General features: G+C 73.4%; 15 protein-coding genes. 7 read left to right on the top strand and 8 right to left on the bottom strand.

From position 1 onward, the window contains the following. Window positions 1-28: 28 nt before the first annotated feature. The 7 genes from B4E97_RS03920 to B4E97_RS03950 are packed head-to-tail and all read right to left on the bottom strand — an operon-like array spanning window position 29 to window position 7,199. Entirely contained in the window at window positions 29-733 is a 705-nt protein-coding gene (locus B4E97_RS03920) for a thymidine kinase (RefSeq protein ID WP_019284744.1), read from the bottom strand. Further along, a complete protein-coding gene (locus B4E97_RS03925; protein ID WP_240483909.1) occupies window positions 733-1,896 on the bottom strand; it encodes an alkaline phosphatase family protein in 1,164 nt (387 codons plus the stop codon). Before B4E97_RS03925 ends, B4E97_RS03920 begins: the two co-directional genes overlap by 1 nt. A gap of 1 nt (window position 1,897) precedes the next feature. Next, the gene (locus B4E97_RS03930) at window positions 1,898-2,539 is read right to left on the bottom strand and encodes a DUF5998 family protein (protein WP_019284742.1); all 642 of its coding nucleotides are present in this window, start codon (window positions 2,537-2,539) and stop codon (window positions 1,898-1,900) included. Window positions 2,540-2,557: 18 nt separating this feature from the next. After that, entirely contained in the window at window positions 2,558-5,236 is a 2,679-nt protein-coding gene (locus B4E97_RS03935; protein WP_286958006.1) for a GNAT family N-acetyltransferase, read from the bottom strand. A 24-nt stretch (window positions 5,237-5,260) separates the two neighbouring features. Beyond that, window positions 5,261-6,307, bottom strand: a complete 1,047-nt coding sequence (locus B4E97_RS03940; RefSeq protein ID WP_286958762.1) for a hypothetical protein — start codon at window positions 6,305-6,307, stop codon at window positions 5,261-5,263. Next, complete coding sequence (locus tag B4E97_RS03945; RefSeq protein ID WP_286958763.1) at window positions 6,304-6,660, bottom strand: hypothetical protein; 357 nt, start codon at window positions 6,658-6,660, stop codon at window positions 6,304-6,306. The genes B4E97_RS03940 and B4E97_RS03945 overlap by 4 nt, the downstream gene beginning before the upstream one ends. Further along, a complete protein-coding gene (locus B4E97_RS03950) occupies window positions 6,657-7,199 on the bottom strand; it encodes an RNA polymerase sigma factor (RefSeq protein ID WP_286958765.1) in 543 nt (180 codons plus the stop codon). The genes B4E97_RS03945 and B4E97_RS03950 overlap by 4 nt, the downstream gene beginning before the upstream one ends. A 72-nt stretch (window positions 7,200-7,271) precedes the next feature. On the opposite strand from B4E97_RS03950, the gene B4E97_RS03955 reads away from it, so the two are divergent. The 7 genes from B4E97_RS03955 to ptsP all read left to right on the top strand — a co-directional run bounded on the left by B4E97_RS03955 (window position 7,272) and on the right by ptsP (window position 14,432). Continuing rightward, window positions 7,272-7,931 (top strand): nitroreductase family protein, encoded by a 660-nt coding sequence (locus B4E97_RS03955; protein ID WP_286958766.1) that lies wholly within the window; start codon window positions 7,272-7,274, stop codon window positions 7,929-7,931. Between the two features lie 247 nt (window positions 7,932-8,178). Then, the gene (locus B4E97_RS03960) at window positions 8,179-8,940 is read left to right on the top strand and encodes a DeoR/GlpR family DNA-binding transcription regulator (RefSeq protein ID WP_019284737.1); all 762 of its coding nucleotides are present in this window, start codon (window positions 8,179-8,181) and stop codon (window positions 8,938-8,940) included. Next, window positions 8,937-9,881 carry a 1-phosphofructokinase gene (pfkB, locus tag B4E97_RS03965; protein WP_286958767.1) on the top strand — a complete coding sequence of 315 codons (945 nt, stop codon included), beginning with the start codon at window positions 8,937-8,939 and terminating at the stop codon, window positions 9,879-9,881. The genes B4E97_RS03960 and pfkB overlap by 4 nt, the downstream gene beginning before the upstream one ends. A gap of 39 nt (window positions 9,882-9,920) precedes the next feature. Then, window positions 9,921-10,367: a PTS sugar transporter subunit IIA gene (locus tag B4E97_RS03970; protein WP_286958011.1), complete on the top strand. Its 447-nt coding sequence runs from the start codon at window positions 9,921-9,923 to the stop codon at window positions 10,365-10,367. Beyond that, a complete protein-coding gene (locus tag B4E97_RS03975; protein WP_239262811.1) occupies window positions 10,364-12,304 on the top strand; it encodes a PTS fructose-like transporter subunit IIB in 1,941 nt (646 codons plus the stop codon). The genes B4E97_RS03970 and B4E97_RS03975 overlap by 4 nt, the downstream gene beginning before the upstream one ends. Window positions 12,305-12,466: 162 nt before the next feature. After that, window positions 12,467-12,736, top strand: coding sequence for an HPr family phosphocarrier protein (locus B4E97_RS03980; RefSeq protein ID WP_019284733.1), 270 nt, complete (start codon window positions 12,467-12,469; stop codon window positions 12,734-12,736). A gap of 7 nt (window positions 12,737-12,743) precedes the next feature. Beyond that, a complete protein-coding gene (gene ptsP / locus B4E97_RS03985; protein WP_239262809.1) occupies window positions 12,744-14,432 on the top strand; it encodes a phosphoenolpyruvate--protein phosphotransferase in 1,689 nt (562 codons plus the stop codon). 41 nt (window positions 14,433-14,473) lie between these two features. Here the strand turns inward: ptsP and B4E97_RS03990 are convergent, their stop codons facing one another. Beyond that, window positions 14,474-15,634 (bottom strand): GNAT family N-acetyltransferase, encoded by a 1,161-nt coding sequence (locus B4E97_RS03990; RefSeq protein ID WP_286958012.1) that lies wholly within the window; start codon window positions 15,632-15,634, stop codon window positions 14,474-14,476. Window positions 15,635-15,710 lie beyond the last annotated feature (76 nt).

A 15,710-nucleotide genomic window follows, 5' to 3' on the forward strand; every position in this document is an offset into this window, starting at 1 on the left:
GGGGGTCGGTGGTGCAGGTCACATCGCGTCAGAGGACGCCGGGACCGGGCTCGCCCTCGCGCCAGTGCCGTCGGCAGAGCACGCGGTAGGTCGCGCCCGCGCCCCCGCCCAGGTCGCCCACGGCCACCTGCGAGCCCGACCGGATGACCTCGCCGCCCTCGATGCGGGCGTTGACGCGGCCCGCCTGGCCGCACCAGCACAGCACCTCGACGAGGTCGAGGATGTCGTCGGCGAGCTCCACGAGCCGCTGCGAGCCGGGGAAGGTGTGCGAGTCGAAGGCCGTCAGCAGCCCGAAGCAGTCGACGTCGACGGCCATCTGGTCCACGAGCAGGGCGAGCTCGTCGACCTGGCCCGGGGTGAGGAACTGGGCCTCGTCGACGATGACGAAGCCGCGAGCAGGGAGGGCCTCGCCGACGGTCGCGACGAAGTCGGTCTCCTCGGTGAACTCCCGCGCGGACACCGACAGGCCGAGCCGGGACGAGAGGGTGCCGGACCCCGCGCGGTCGGCGGAGGTGAAGATGAGGCCGGGGCGGCCCGCCTGCCGTCGGTGGAAGCCGACCTGGATCGCGAGCGCCGACTTGCCCGCGCCCATCAGCCCCGCGTGGAAGCGCAGGCGACCGACGGCGGGCGCCAGGTGGCAGATGCCGAAGAGCGGGTTCTGGTCCGGGCTCGGGCGGACCGCGTCCTCGTCGTCCATGTCGTCACCGTCGTCACCGTCGTCACCGTCGATCATCAGCTCTTCCTCGCGGGCCAGGTCAGCAGGGGTATGGCGGTCTCCTGCTCGGTCACGGACCCGTGCACGCCGAGCAGACCCATCAGCTCGGGACGCATGATGCGCGAGTCGACCACCGCCATCGACCCCGTCATGGCGACGACCACGTCACCGATGCGCGGCACGACCGCCGGGCCGACCACGCCGAACCAGCCCTCGTCGACGACCTGCTCACGCGTCCTGACGAGCGCGTCGTCACCGAGCCGGGCCGCCCAGCGCTCGACCATGGCGGCGACGGACGAGGCGCCGGGGTCCTCGGCATACAGCTGGAGGGAGCGCGGCTCGCCCCCGACGTGGCGCACGCCGGCGGCCAGGTCCGGCTCGGCCGCGACGTCGAGGCGACGGTCGAGGGGCACGTCGACCATGCCGTGGTCGGCGGTGACATGCAGGGCGCAGTCCTCGGGCAGCAGCCGGCGCAGGCGGGCGAGCTGGTCGTCGACGTGCTCGAGCTCGGCGGTCCACTCGGGCGACTCCCAGCCGTGGACGTGGCCGGTCTTGTCGAGCTCGCCCCAGTAGAGGTAGACGAGGGTGCGAGGCGCCGCCGCCGCGGTGCGCGCCGCGACCTCGACCCGCGCGTCCAGGTCCTTGGCACCGAGGAAGGCTCCGCCGCGCAGCGCCGCGTTGGTCAGCCCGGACCCGTCGAAGTAGTGCGGCCCGATGCGGGTCACCGCGACGCCGGCGCGCTCGCAGCGCTGCAGGACGGTGTCGTGCGGCTGCCACACGAAGGGGTCGACGCCCTCGTCCCAGGCCAGCTCGTTGAACGTGCGGTCCTCGCCCGGCACGAGCACCTGGTAGCCGACGAGGCCGTGGGCGCCCGGCGGCAGGCCGGTGCCGAAGGTCCCCATGCTCGTGGCCGTGGTGGAGGGGAATCCCGCCTGCAGCCCCGGCGAGCCGGTCATGGCGCCGCGCAGGAACGGCGCGTGCCCGCGGCGCGCCTCGAGCAGGTGGCGGCCGAGCCCGTCGACGAGCACCACCACGGCGCGCCGCGAGCGCGGGAGCGTCAGTCGCCCCACCTCGCGGGGACCCAGGTCCACCCCGAGGGACCGTGCCACCCCGGGCAGCACGTCGGCGAGCCCCAGGCCGGTGTAGGCGTCCGCCAGCCGGGCCACGACCTCCCGCCGCACGTCAGCGACCCGTGGCGAGGGACAGCGCGCGCGCGAACGCCCGGGCCTGCGCCACGGCCTCGGGGCCGTCGGCGTCCGAGCTCACGCGGAACGAGATGTCGTCGCTGGAGATCGTGCCCTCGTAGCCGTGGTCGGCGTCGCACTCCGGGTTGTCGCAGTCGGCGGGCATGAGGTCCACGCGGTTGACCGCGCCCCACCCGAGCGAGACGGTCACCTCTCCCCCGAGGCTGCCGGGCCGGTATGACGTCGCCGACGCCACGACGTGCGTGAGCATGACCCCGCGGACCGAGGACAGCGGCACCGACTCGGAGGTCGCCGTCACGACGGTGTCGACGGGGCGGTCGGCCGCGCGTCCGGTGCGGGGCACCCCGGCGGACGAGGCGGCGTCGACGTGGTCGTCCACGTGCCCCACCACGAGCCGCGAGGGCGTCAGCACGAGGACCGTGACGTGGCGCAGGATCCCGTCGTGGTCGAAGGTCGTCTCCTGGTGGACCAGGTGCTCGACGACCTCCTCGCCGCAGGCGGCCTCGGCGACGACGTCGGCCACGAGGGCCGGGTAGTAGCCGGCCCGCTCGATGTCACGCCGCAAGGAGTGCGGGAGCAGGTCGGCCGGGGTCTGCGAGGCGCGAGGCATGGCCGCCATTGTGGCACCTGCGAGCCGTCAACCCGTCATGGCTCGACGGTCGGAGTCCGTGCGCAGCCCGGGCCGGGCCAGCGTGATCTCGGCGCCCAGCACGTCGACGCCGCCGGGGCGGGCGTTGAGGGGGTTGAGCTCGAGGGCGGCGACCTCGGGGAAGTCGTCGGCGAGCACGGAGACGCGTCCGACGACGTCCTGCAGCGCCGCCAGGTCGACCGGCTCGGCGCCGCGGTGCCCGTCGAGCATCGGGAAGGCCTTGACCGTGGTGACGAGCTCCCTGGCGTCGCGGTCGGTCAGCGGGGGGATGCGGTGGCTGACGTCCCCGAGGAGCTCGGTGGGCGCGCCGGCGACGGAGAAGCTCACGACGGGTCCGAAGAGCGCGTCCTCGGTGGAACGGACCACGCAGGCCACCCCGGGCCCGGCCATCGCCTGGACGACGAGGGCGAGGTCGCCGAGGGAGCCGAAGCGCGTGACCAGGTGGCCGTAGGCCTCGCGCACCTCCTCCTCGTCGTCGAGGTCCAGCCGGAGCGCGCCGAGCCCCGGCGAGTGCCGCAGCACCTGGGAGACGGACTTGATCATGACGGGATAGCCCACGACGGCGGCGGCCGCGACCGCCTCGTCCGGCGACAAGACCCGCACGCGGCGCCATACGGGCACGCCGTAGGCCGCGAGGAGGTCGTGGGCCTCGTCGTCGGTGAGCGCCCGGCCTTGCGGCGCGTCCTGCAGGACGCCGTCGATCACGGCGAAGGCTGCGTGCCGGTCGATGTCGTCATAGCTCACCCGCTCGCCCTTGTCGGCCTCGCGCCAGGCGGCATACCGGACGGCCTGGTCGAGGGCGAGGACGGCGTCCTCGGGCATGGGGTATGCCGGGACCGACCCCACGTGTCCGGGACCCTCACCGGTCCGGGGGTCCGCGACGCCCCGCATGCCGAGAAAGGTGCCGAGGACCGGCTTGTCGCTGCCGGCGGCCACCTGCGCGACGGTGCTGACGATCGACTCGTCGGCGGTGACCAGCGGGGGGATGAAGCAGGTCAGCACGGCGTCGACGGCGGGGTCCTCGAGCGCGGAGCGCAGCGCCTGGGCGAAGGCCTCGGCCGTCGCCTCGGGAGCCAGCGACACCGGCCCGTGGGTGACCTCGAGCCCGCGGTCCAGGCAGGCGTCCCCGGTGAGGGCGCCCAGCGCGTGCGCGTTGCCGACGATCGCCACCCGACGCCCCCGGGGCAGCGGCTGGGAGGTCACCAGCGCGGCCACGTCGAAGAGCTGGTGGACGTTCTCGACGCGCATGACCCCGGCCTGGGTCATCATCGCGTCGAAGGCCTCGCGGGGCACCCGGGTGGGACGCACCGGGTGGCCGGGCGGGACCGAGTAGCCGGAGTACCCCGACTTGACCACGATGACGGGCTTGGAGGCCGCGAGCTGGCGGGCGATGCGGGAGAACTTGCGGGGGTTGCCCACCGACTCCAGGTGCATGCCGACCGCCTCGGTGCCCGGGTCGTCGATGAAGTACTGCATCAGGTCGTTGCCGGAGACGTCGGCGCGGTTGCCCGCGGACGCGAACACCGAGACGCCGAGGTTGCGCCTCTGCGCGGCGTCCAGGACCGCCACGCCGAGCGCCCCGCTCTGGGCGAACAGCCCCAGCGTGCCCGGCTTGGGGAGGCGGGGTGCGACGGTGGCGTTGAGGTGCAGGGCGTTGTTGGCGACGCCGATGGTGTTGGGTCCGACGACGCGCAGACCGTTGGCGTGGGCGTGCTGCAGGAGTGCGCGCTGCCGCTCCTGTCCCTCGGGGCCGGACTCCGCGAAGCCGGAGGACGCCACGACGAGGGACTTGACGCCCGCGGCGGCGCAGTCGTCGACGACGCCCAGCACCTCGGACGCCGGGACGGCCACCACGGCGAGGTCGACGGGCTCGCCGATCGCGCTCACCGAGGGGTGGCACGGGACGCCGAGCACCTCGGACGCCGTCGGGTGGACGGCGTGCAGGACCCCGGTGTAGCCGCCGCGCAGGAGGTTGTCGAGGATCAGGTGACCGAGTGCCTCGACGCGGGGGCTGGCCCCCACGACGACGACGGATGCCGGCTCGACGACGGTGCGGATGCTGGCCGCCTCGGAGCGGTGCTCGCGCGAGAGCCGGACGAGCTCGGAGCGCACGGTCGGCCGGATCTGGAAGGTGACGGCGATGACGCCGTCGTCGAAGTGGTGCTTGACCTCGTAGCCGGCGTCGGTGAAGACCTTCATCATCTTGCGGTTCTGCGGGAGGACGTCCGCCACGAACTCCTCGACGCCGAGCTCCTGGCCGATGGCTGCGAGGTGCTCCAGGAGCACCGAGCCGATCCCCTTGCCCTGGTAGTGGTCGGAGATGTTGAAGGCCACCTCGGCCACCCCCGGGCGGATGGTGTCGTAGCGCCCGATCCCGATGATGTCGTCGCGCACCGTGGCCACCAGGGCGACCCGGTCGACCTGGTCCACCTCGGTGAAGCGCGTCAGGTCCTTGGCGCTGATCTCCTTGATGGGCGCGAAGAACCGCAGGTAGATCGACTCGGCCGACTGGCGCGAGTGGAAGGCCTGCACCCGGTCCCGGTCGTCGGGGCGGATCGGGCGCAGGTGGCACACCGACCCGTCCCGCAGGACGACGTCCGCCTCCCACGAGCTGGGGTCCGAGACCCCGAGCCGACCGGGTCCGTGGCTGCCACGCTGCGCGCTCATGCGGTCAGGATCCCACGTCGCGCGTCAGGGCGCGCCGGCGACCTGGACCTTGCGCCACGTCAGGCCGTCGTGGCTGCCGAGGTAGTAGACGCCCCGCTCGCCGCGCGGGACGGCCAGGAAGCCGCCGGCCTCGTGGCGCAGGGCCACCCAGCCGTTGCGCGCGGCCGGAGGCTTCGTTGGTGCCGCGAACGTGGCGCCCCCGTCGCGGCTCGCCTGCAGCACGTATGACGTGGGGGACGCCGCGACGACGTGCTGGTCGTCGGACGGCGCCACCAGGGCGTTGGCCGGCACGCCCTTGGCCGGGTCCATCGCGGTGAAGTCCCAGGTCCGCCCACCGTCGGCACTCATGACGAGGCTGAGATCGGCCGAGCCGGCAGCAGACCCGATGGAGCAGCGGGCGTAGAGGTACTCACCGGCCGGGCGCGAGATCTGCAGGCCCATCGAGTTGGGGCAGCCCTCGTCGATGGCGGTGAGCGGCGTGGCCGCGCCGGTCGCGGACACGGAGGCGGCCTGCATGCCCTGCGGGCCTCGGTCGGTGGCCACGACGCCCGACACGAGCACGTTGCCGTCGTGCCAGCCGAGGTCGACGCGCTGCACCGGGGCGTCGCCCCGCGTGGTCGGCACCCGGACGTCCACCGGCACGGTGCCGTCGAGCTCGGCGCGGCGCACGAGCACGGCCTGGCCGCAGGCCCGGGCCCCGCACTCGTCGACGGCGGCCACGGCGACCTCGTCGTCGGTGGCCTCGACGGCGAGCACGATCGCGACCGGGTGGGCGGCGGGGCTCCACGTGCGTCCGCCGTCGGTGGTGCGCAGCAGCGCCCCGCCGTAGACCCAGCCGTTGAGGTCGTCGGCGAAGACGACCTCGGAGAGCGTGCGGGGGGTCGGCCGCGCGGAGGCGTCGGCCCGGTCGAGCACGGTGTGCTGGGGGAAGACAGCCGCCACGCGCCAGCTGCGCCCGCCGTCGGTGCTGGTCGCGAGGACCGGGCAGGTGGTCGCGCCGGCGCAGCTGCCGCTGCCCAGGGCGTGCAACGGTCCGGGGGCGGTCGTGCCCGGCTTGCGCGCCTGGGTCACGGCTCCGACGTCGAAGCCCGCCGGGACCCGTTGCCCCACCTGGGCGGTCGAGGCGTCGCTCGCCGGGGCCACCGAGGAGGACCGGTCAGGAAGGAGGCCGCCCTGCTGGGCGACCACCACACCGCCGACGACGGCCGCGGCGGCGGCGGTCGCAGGTCGTCGGCCGGCAGCGGGGTGATGTCCTCGCGCTGGGCGCGGAAGAAGTCGGCGACGGGATCGTGCTGGTCGAGCCGGCCGTCCTCGTCACGGTAGGGCTCGTCACGGTAGAGGTCGTCGCGGTAGGGCTCGCCGCGCTCGCCGAAGGACTCGCCGAAGGGATCGCGACCGCGAGGGTCCCGGGTCGACGGGCTCATCGGACTCCCTCCAGGATCGGGGCGAGGCGGGCCCGCGCGTCGTACAGGTCGCGCTTGACCGCGCCCTGGGACTTGCCGAGCTGTTCGGCGACCGTGGCCACCGGCAGGTCGGCGAAGGAGTGCAGCATGACCGCCATCCGCAGCCGGTCGGGCAGCGACTGGACGGCGTCACGGACGGTGAGCGTCGTCGAGTGGTCGGTGTCGACGGTGGTCGTCTCGTCGCCGACCTTGCCGTAGGCGATCGCCTCACGACCGCGCTTGCGCCAGTGGTCCCGCACGAGATTACCCGTGGCGGTGTAGAGCCACGCGCGCGGCTCGTTGACCGAGTCGATGTGGCGCAGCAGCTTGACGAACGCCTCCGTGGCGAAGTCGTGCCCGAGGTCGGGGTCGCCGACGAGCTTGGTCGCCCAGCCTGCGAGCATGCCGTAGTGCGCGCGGTAGATCTCGCGCACGGCGTCCTCGGTGGCCGTCTGCGGACGCGCCACGATCCTCCCTCCCCACACCCGGGGGACGTCGAGGGCGATCGTTGCTGTGGTCATGCCCCTTCGACGTCCCTGTTCCCTCATGGGTTGGGTGCCGATCCAACGCGGTCACTATGTCACGCTCTGGTGATGGACCACGGCACCCTCGTCACCACGCGTCGCATGCGCCGCCGCTTCGACCCCGACCGGCCCGTCCCGCGCGAGGTGCTCGTCCGCGCGCTGACCGAGGCGACGCACGCGCCGAGCGCCGGCTGGGCCCAGGGCTGGGACTTCGTGGTCCTGGCGCGGCGGCTTGACGTCGAGCGGTACTGGGAGGCGACCCGTCGACCCGGACCGCCCGACGCGTGGCTGCGCGGCCTGCTCACGGCGCCCTGCCTGGTCCTGGTGTGCAGCGACCCCGAGAGATACCTCGACCGCTACGCCGAGCCGGACAAGGGGTGGCAGGACCGGTCCGTCGACCGGTGGCCCATCCCCTACTGGGACGTCGACGCCGGGATGGCGGCCCTGCTGGCGCTGCTGGCGGTCCACGACGAGGGGCTGGGCGGACTGTTCTTCGGCGTGCCCGGCGACCGTCATGACGCCGTGCGGGAGGCGTTCGGCATACCGGCCGACCGGCGCCTCGTGGCGACGCTGGCCCTGGGACATCCCCACCCCGACGGCGACCGCGGGACGAGGGGCAGCGCGTCCCGGGCGCGTCGGCCCTTGTCCGAGGTGGCCCACGAGGGCACCTTCGGGCGGCCGTTCGTCGAAGAGCGGCCCACGTCGACCGGGTATGACGCACCGGCCTGACCACTCACCACGGAGTCCGGTTACCCCTGATCGGACATCCCACGCGCCCGGTCGGACACGATCCTCGTGCTCGATCGCCGCAAAGCGCGCCAGCCTCCCGTGTTTGTTCGCGACATCTCTGGCAGAACAAACACAACCGGGTATACGGTTACGGCATCCGGGAGCCGCGGCCGTCTGGCCGGGCCTCGCGGAGCTCCGCACGTCGTCGTCGACGAGCGGGCCAGGCCCCGACGAAGGAGAGGTCGCTGTGCACCAGCACGAGCGTCACCAGCTGATCGTGGAGCGATCCCGCTCGCAGTCCCGCGTCGAGGTCGCCGTGCTGGCGGCCGAGCTCGACGTCACGCCCGAGACCATCCGCCGCGACCTGACCGTCCTGGAGCGCCACGGCCTGGTGCGTCGTGTCCACGGCGGGGCGATCGCCATCGAGAAGCTCGCGTTCGAGCCCACCACCCAGATGCGCTCGGAGCAGCGGACCGCCGAGAAGTCCGCCATCGCCCAGCGCGCCCGCGAGCTGGTCCCCGTCGACGGCAGCATCCTCCTGGACGCCGGCACGTCCACCCTGGCGCTCGCGCACCTGCTGCCCACCGGCGGCGAGCTGACCGTCGTCACCAACTCCCTGTCGATCGCGCAGGCGGTCAGCACGCGGGAGGACATCTCGCTCTATCTCCTCGGAGGTCGCGTGCGCGCCAAGACGCTCGCCTCTGTCGGCTCCTGGTCGGTCGACGCGCTGCGCGACATCCACGTGGACGTCGCCTTCATCGGCACCAACGGCCTCACGCCGGACGAGGGGCTCACCACGCCCGACCCGTCCGAGGCCACCGTCAAGCGCGCCATGGTCACCGTCGCCCAGCGCGTCGTGGTCCTGGCCGACCACAGCAAGATCGGCGTCGCCCACTTCTCGCGGTTCGGGCGGCTGAGCGACGTCGACACCATCGTCACCGACAGCGGCCTCGACCCCGAGACCGCCGCAGAGCTCGAAGCCCACGGCCCGGAGGTGGTCCGCGCGTGATCCTGACCCTGACACCCAACCCCAGCGTCGACCGCACCATCGCGGTGACGACGCTGCAGCGTGGCGCCGTGCAGCGCGCCACCGACTCGCGGCTCGACCCGGGAGGCAAGGGCATCAACGTGTCCCGGGCCCTCGCGGTCAACGGCACCGACACGATCGCCGTGCTCCCGGTCGGCGGCCCCCAGGGCCAGATCATGCAGACCCTGCTGCGCGAGATCGCCCTGCCCGTCGAGGCCGTCGAGATCGCGGGGAGCATCCGCGCCAACGTCGGCATCGTCGAGCCGGACGGCACCACCACCAAGGTCAACGAGCTCGGGCCGGTGCTGTCCGAGGACGAGGTGGCGGCGCTCCTGGCCGCCGTCGACCGCGCCGCCGGCCGGGGCCTCACCTGGCTCGTGGGCTGCGGCTCCCTGCCCCAGGGCCTGGACCCCGCCTTCTACGTCGACCTGGTCCGCCGCGGCCACGAGGCGGGTGCCAAGGTGGCCATCGACTCCAGCGGCCCACCGATGGCCGCGGCCGTCGCCGCCTCCCCCGACCTGATCAAGCCCAACGACGAGGAGCTCGAGGAGCTCGTCGGCCGCCCGCTGGCGACCGTGGGCGACGTCGTCGACGCGTGCCGCACCCTGATCGCCGGCGGCGTCGGCAGCGTCGTGGTCAGCCTGGGCAGCAAGGGCGCCCTCCTGGTCACCCCCGACGAGGTCGCGCACGCCGCCGCCACCATCACCAACCCGCTGTCCACCGTGGGCGCCGGGGACTCCCTGCTCGCGGGCTACCTGCACGCGCTGAGCCGTGGCGACACGCCGTCGGCGGCGCTGCGCACCGCCGTCGCGTTCGGGTCGGCCGCGGTCTGCCTGCCGGGCACCGAGGTGCCGACTCCCGAGGATGTTGCGAGGATCGACGTCAGGGTCAGCGACCCGGTCGACCTCACCCTGTCTCTCTGAGACGCCGCTCACCAGACCCCACCCCATCAAGGAGAGATCATGTCCCTCATCACCGATAAGCAGGTCGTGCTGGACCTCCGCGCCACCGACCGCACCGACGCCACCCGGACCCTGGGCGAGACCCTCGTCGCGGAGGGGCGGGTGACCGACCTCGAGGGCTTCCTCGACGACGTGCGCAAGCGCGAGGAGCAGATGGCGACCGGGCTGCCCGGCGGCATCGGCATCCCGCACTGCCGCTCCACGCACGTGACCGAGCCCTCGCTCGTCTTCGGGCGCTCCCGCGAGGGCATCGACTGGGGGTCCGAGGACGGGCCCGCCACCTTGATCTTCCTCATCGCGGCGCCCGAGGGCGGCGGCGAGGACCACCTCAAGATCCTGGCCATGCTCGCCCGCAAGCTCATGCGTGCCGAGTTCAAGGAGTCCCTGCGCAACGCCGTGACCCCGGCCGAGGTCGTCCAGATCGTCCGGTCCGAGGTCGAGCAGTGAGGCTGGTCGGCGTCACCAGCTGCCCCACGGGCATCGCGCACACCTACATGGCCGCCGAGGCCCTCGAGCAGGCGGCTCGCGAGGCCGGCCACGAGATGGTCGTCGAGACCCAGGGCTCGGCCGGCTCCGAGCCGCTGGACCAGGCCGTCATCGACGCCGCCGACGCCGTGATCTTCGCCCACGACCTCGAGGTCAGGGACGCCGGCCGGTTCGCCGGCAAGCCGACCGTCGACGTGGGCGTCAAGAAGGCCGTGTCCGGGGCCCCTGCCCTGGTCGCCCAGGCGGTCGAGGCCGCGGAGCAGGCTCGTACGGCGGCGCCCGCCGTCTCGGGTGGCTCGGCGTCCGGCGACACGTCGGGTGGCGCCCGCTCGCTCTCCCTGGTCGGCGTGACCAGCTGCCCCACCGGCATCGCCCACACCTACATGGCCGCCGAGGGCCTGGAGCAGGCGGCCAAGGAGGCCGGCCACACCATGGTGGTCGAGACCCAGGGCTCGGCCGGCTCGGAGCCGCTGGACCAGTCGGTCATCGACGCCGCCGACGGCGTGATCTTCGCCCACGACCTCGAGGTCAGGGACGCCGGCCGGTTCGCCGGCAAGCCGACCGTGGACGTGGGCGTCAAGAAGGCCGTGTCCGACTCCCCCGCCCTCATCGCCGAGGTCGAGCGGCTGGTCGCCGAGCGAGGGAGCTCGACGGCGTCGGCCACCCCGACGGCCGCTGCGAGCACCGCCGCGACGACGGGGGCGACGTCCGCCCGCGAGACCGAGCGCGTCGGCACCGGCACCAAGATCCGCCAGTGGCTGATGACCGGCGTGTCCTACATGATCCCGTTCGTCGCGGCGGGCGGCATCCTCATCGCCCTGGGCTTCATGCTGGCCCAGCTGTTCGGCGGCAAGCAGGGCGCCATCGACGTCACGTCGATGTACACCCTCAACCCGGCCGGGGCCACCGACAAGGTCACGGTCCTGCAGAACGCCTTCAACCCCGGCAACGGGATGCACTGGGCGGCGCTGCTGTTCCTGATCGGCGGGGCGGCCTTCAACTTCCTGGTGCCGATCCTGTCGGGCTTCATCGCCTACGGCATCGCCGACCGGCCGGGCCTGGTCCCGGGCATCGTCGGCGGCTTCATCGCCAACACCATGGGCGCCGGCTTCCTCGGCGGCATCGTCACCGGCTTCATCGCCGGCTTCGCGGCGCGCTGGATCGCCGGGTGGAAGGTCCACAAGGGCATCCGCGGCGTCATGCCGGTCGTCGTCATCCCGTTGCTGTCGACCCTGATCACCGCCGGCGCGATGATCCTGATCCTCGGCCGCCCGATCAAGGGCCTGATGGACTCCCTGAGCAGCGCGCTGACCGGCATGTCCGGCTCCAACGCGATCCTGCTCGGTCTCATCCTCGGCCTGATGATGGGCTTCGACCTGGGCGGTCCCGTCAACAAGGTGGCCTACACCTTCGGCACGACCGGCCTGTCCGCCGTGGCGGCCGGGGCGACCGACGCCCCACAGCTCAAGATCATGGCTGCGGTCATGGGCGCGGGCATGGTCGCACCGTGGGGCATGGCCCTGGCGACCGCCCTGCGACCCAAGCTGTTCACCAAGGCGGAGCAGGAGAACGGCAAGGCCTCGTGGCTGCTCGGCGCGTCCTTCATCTCCGAGGGCGCGATCCCGTTCGCGGCCGCCGACCCGTGGCGCGTCATCCTGTCGTCCATGGTGGGGTCGAGCATCACCGGCGCGCTGATCATGGCCTTCGGCTCGGGCAGCCGTGCGCCGCACGGCGGTCTGTGGGTCACCCCGCTGATCACCAACCCGCTGATGTTCCTCCTCGCGGTCATCGTCGGATCCGTCGTCACCGGGCTGCTCGTCGTCGCGCTCAAGGGCGCCGACAAGAGTCGCCGGGCCGTGGCGGACACCCCCGCGGCGCGGGACGCCGTCGCCGCCTGATCCGCCCGCACCACCCGCACCGCCACCACCGCACCGCTGCACCACCCTCACTGGTGCACCAGCTCCACCAGCTGCACGAGCCCGGTATGACGGGGACCACGTTCCCGGCATACCGTGAGTCCCACGACCTGACCCCCGCACAACTCAGAAGGATTGATCCTCATGGCATCTCGCAACGTCACCATCGCCTCCTCCGTCGGCCTGCACGCCCGCCCGGCCTCGATGTTCGTCCAGGCCGCCACGGCCACGGGCCTGCCCGTCACGATCGCCAAGGAGGGCCAGACCCCGGTCGACGCCCGCAGCATCCTGGCCGTCATGGCCCTGGGCGCCAAGCACGGCGACGTCGTCACCCTGTCCGCCGAGGGCGACGGCGCGGAGGACAAGCTCGGCGAGCTCGTTGCCCTGCTCGAGCGCGACCTCGACAACGAGTGATCTCGCGATGACCGACGCCCCCCACCGCCAGCTGAGCGGCATCGGCGTGAGCGTGGGCACGTCGGCCGGACCTGTCGTCCAGGTCCGGCCGGCGCCCACGGCCCCCGCCAACGAGCCGGCCGCAGCCGACCCTGCCGCCGCCAAGGCCCAGGTCCGCGAGACCATGGAGCAGGTCGCGGCCGGGCTCGAGGCCCGCGCCGCCAAGGCCGACCCCAAGGCCGCCACGATCCTGCAGGCCACCGTCATGATGGCCCGCGACCCCGGCCTCGCCGGCGGGATCGACACCCAGCTCGACGCCGGCAAGGGCCCCGCGACCGCCGTGACCGCGGCCGTCGAGGAGTTCTGCACGATGTTCGAGTCGCTCGGCGGCTACATGGCCGAGCGCGTCACCGACCTGCGCGACGTCCGTGACCGCACGGTCGCCCGCCTGCTGGGCGAGCCGGAGCCGGGAGTCCCCCAGTTCGACGAGCCGAGCGTGCTGGTCGCCCACGACCTGGCTCCCGCCGAGACCGCGACCCTCGACATCGACAAGGTGCGCGGGATCGTCACCGAGGCCGGCGGGCCGACCAGCCACACCGCGATCCTCGCGGCCCAGCTGGGCATCCCCGCCGTCGTCCGGGTGCAGGGCGCCCTGCAGATCCCGGCCGGCACCGTCGTGGCACTGGACGGCGGGGTGGGCGAGGTCATCGTCAACCCCACCGACGACGAGCAGGAGCAGCTCGCCGAGCGGTCCCGCCGCCGGGCGGCCGCCCTGTCCAACGTGAGCGGCGTCGGGGTCACGCGCGACGGCACCAAGGTCGCGCTCCTCGCCAACATCGGCACCGCCGAGGACGCCGAGAAGGCCGGCAAGATGGACTGCGAGGGTGTGGGCCTGTTCCGCACCGAGTTCCTCTTCCTGGACCGCGACGACGCGCCCACGCTGGAGGAGCAGACCGCGACCTACACCCGCGTCTTCGAGGCCTTCCCCGAGCGCCGCGTCGTCGTGCGCACGCTCGACGCGGGGGCCGACAAGCCGCTGGCCTTCGCCGACCTCGGCGAGGAGGAGAACCCCGCCCTCGGCGTGCGCGGCCTCCGGCTGCAGCGCGAGCGCCAGGACCTGCTGGACACCCAGCTCCAGGCTCTCGCCGCGGCCTACCAGGCCACCGGGGCGGACGTGCGCGTCATGGCCCCGATGGTGGCCACCCGCGAGGAGGCCCGCTGGTTCGCCCAGCAGGTCAAGGCCGTCGGGCTGCCCAAGGGCGGCACGATGATCGAGGTCCCGGGTGCGGCGATCCGCGCCAAGGACATCCTCGAGGTCTGCGACTTCGCGTCCCTCGGGACCAACGACCTGTCGCAGTACACCATGGCCGCCGACCGCATGCAGGGCGCCCTGGCTCCCCTGCTGAGCCCGTGGCAGCCCCCGCTGCTCGACCTGGTCAAGATGGCCTGCGAGGGTGGCCGCGCGACCGGCAAGCCGATCGGCGTGTGCGGCGAGGCCGGCGGCGACCCGCTGCTGGCGCTCGTGCTCGTCGGTCTCGGGGTCTCGTCCCTGTCCATGGCCACGCCCAAGCTGGCGGCCGTGCGCACCGCGCTCAGCCTCCACGAGCTCGGGACCTGCCAGCGGATGGCGACGGCGGCCCTCAAGGCTCGCTCGGCGCGCAAGGCCCGCCAGGCCGTCCTCGACCTGGCCGACCCGATCATGATCGACCTGCTCTGACGGTCTGATCAGCCGGCCCTGCCGGTGCGAGGCCCGGTGCGCTACCCCCTTGGCGCACCGGGCCTCGTGCTGCCGGCGTCCCCCTCGTCCATCGTGTCGGCCGGGTCCACCTGCTGCACAACGTCCGCGGCGTCCGTCGGGTATCGGTAGACCGCCAGGCTGTCGGTGCGGTGGTAGCCCAGGCTCTCGTAGAGGCGCAGCGCCCCCGTGGGGTTCTCGGCGTCGACCCCGAGCCCGGCGGACGCCATGCCGGAGCCTGCGAACCTGCGCATCGATTCCTGCAGCAGCGCGGACGCCACGCCTCTCCCCCGGTGGCTGCGCAGCACCGTCAGCTGCTCGGTCCACCCCTCGGTGTAGCCCTGGGCGGCCCAGTCCTGCTCGTAGGCCGAGCTCATCGCCAGGCCCACCATGGCCCCCGTGGCGTCGTCCACCGCCAGCACCGACCAGTCCGGGCGGAAGCTCGCCGACGTCAGCTGCTCCTGCCACATGTCGGGGGTCGTGCCGGCATAGGCCCAGTGGTCGCGGAAGCCCTCGTCCAGCACCGCCAGCGCCTCGTCCGAGCGAGACGGGTCCCAGTCGAGCAGGCGCACTCCTCGGGCCGACCCGACCGACCCGACCGGCACGACCGGCACAACCGGCACGACCGGCACGACCGGCACGACCGGCACGGGAGTGTCCAACCACCGCCCCATGCCGAAGAAGTACCGCACCGCCTCCAGCCCCGCGCGCTCCGCCAGGTCGCGCAGCTCGGTCTGGTGGACGGGGGCCGACAGGCGCATCTGGAGCGGTCCGTGGCCCTCCCTGCGGGCGGCGCGGTCCCAGGCCACGCCGTGCGCCAGCTCCCACCGGAGCAGGGCCGTGCCGATGCCCTCGCCGCGCCGGCTCGGGTCCACCACTCCCCCGAGGTGCACCCGGCGGACCTCCGTGATCGACCGGTTGCACCCCGACCACCCGACGGCCACGAGGGCACCGCCGCCGTCGTGCCCGAGGATCAGGTCCTCGTCCGGGACCGACCGTGGGGAGTCCCAGTACTCTTCGATGTCGCTCAGAGACATACGCTCGGGATTGCGGTCGTGGGCCTCGGCCTCGGCATAGAGCCGTGCGATCGCCGGCACGTCGGCGCGATCACCACGACGCCAGGTGATGCCGGGCAGGGCATCCAGGTCCGCCAGGGCGGTCTGCTCGGCAGGGATGGCAGTCATGCCTCGATCCTGCGCCGCGGCCCGGGACCGCACAACCGCCTTTCCTCGGCGCCCGATCCGGCGGGCCCGGCGCGCC

Origin of the sequence: Arsenicicoccus sp. UBA7492 (assembly GCF_002479615.1) — a bacterium.
GTDB lineage: Bacteria > Actinomycetota > Actinomycetes > Actinomycetales > Dermatophilaceae > Arsenicicoccus > Arsenicicoccus bolidensis.